We start from the raw sequence: 608 nt of genomic DNA on the forward strand, positions 1-608 counted from the left end.
AACTCCAACTTTTGGTCAGCAAACTAAATCTACTTGTTGTTATAGCCAGAGCAGGTGGGTGATCCCATAAATAGGGTTGCTAAGTTTATGGACAAAAACGTCACTGGGTGTTTTTTGTGTCCTTTTTAACACCTTTATATATTGCTCAAAAATTAAGTGTTTTCGACCATGATTAACGTTTGCTTTGGGGTTTGAGCGATATTTGAAAGTTGCTAGTCGCACAATTGAGAGCTGCTTCATAGCCTCTGTAGCTAAATGAATGGACAAAATTGCTACATTTTTCCGCTGTGATTTTTATCACTAACAAATGGTCAAGGATGCACAAATATGTACAGCGAACACTCACCTCTACCAGTGGATGGATAACAATGAAATTAAAAAAACTACTCACAATCGCTGCCCTATCTGGCATGACAATGCTCAGTGCCTCTGCTAACGCTTTTTTTGGCTCCAATGACGATAACGTCAGACTTGGTTACCTCGTGAAGCAGCCGGAAGAGCCTTGGTTTCAAACCGAGTGGTCTTTTGCGGAAAAAGCAGCGAAGCAATACGATTTTGAATTGGTCAAGATGGCCGTGCCTGATGGTGAAAAAACGCTGAATGCCATT

1 pseudogene is annotated in these 608 nt (G+C 41.1%); it reads left to right on the plus strand.

The features are described from left to right. Positions 1-368: 368 nt before the first annotated feature. Positions 369-608: pseudogene (locus tag R7P74_RS27665) on the plus strand (arabinose ABC transporter substrate-binding protein); the annotation flags it as partial.

Source organism: Vibrio sp. 2033, from assembly GCF_033339735.1.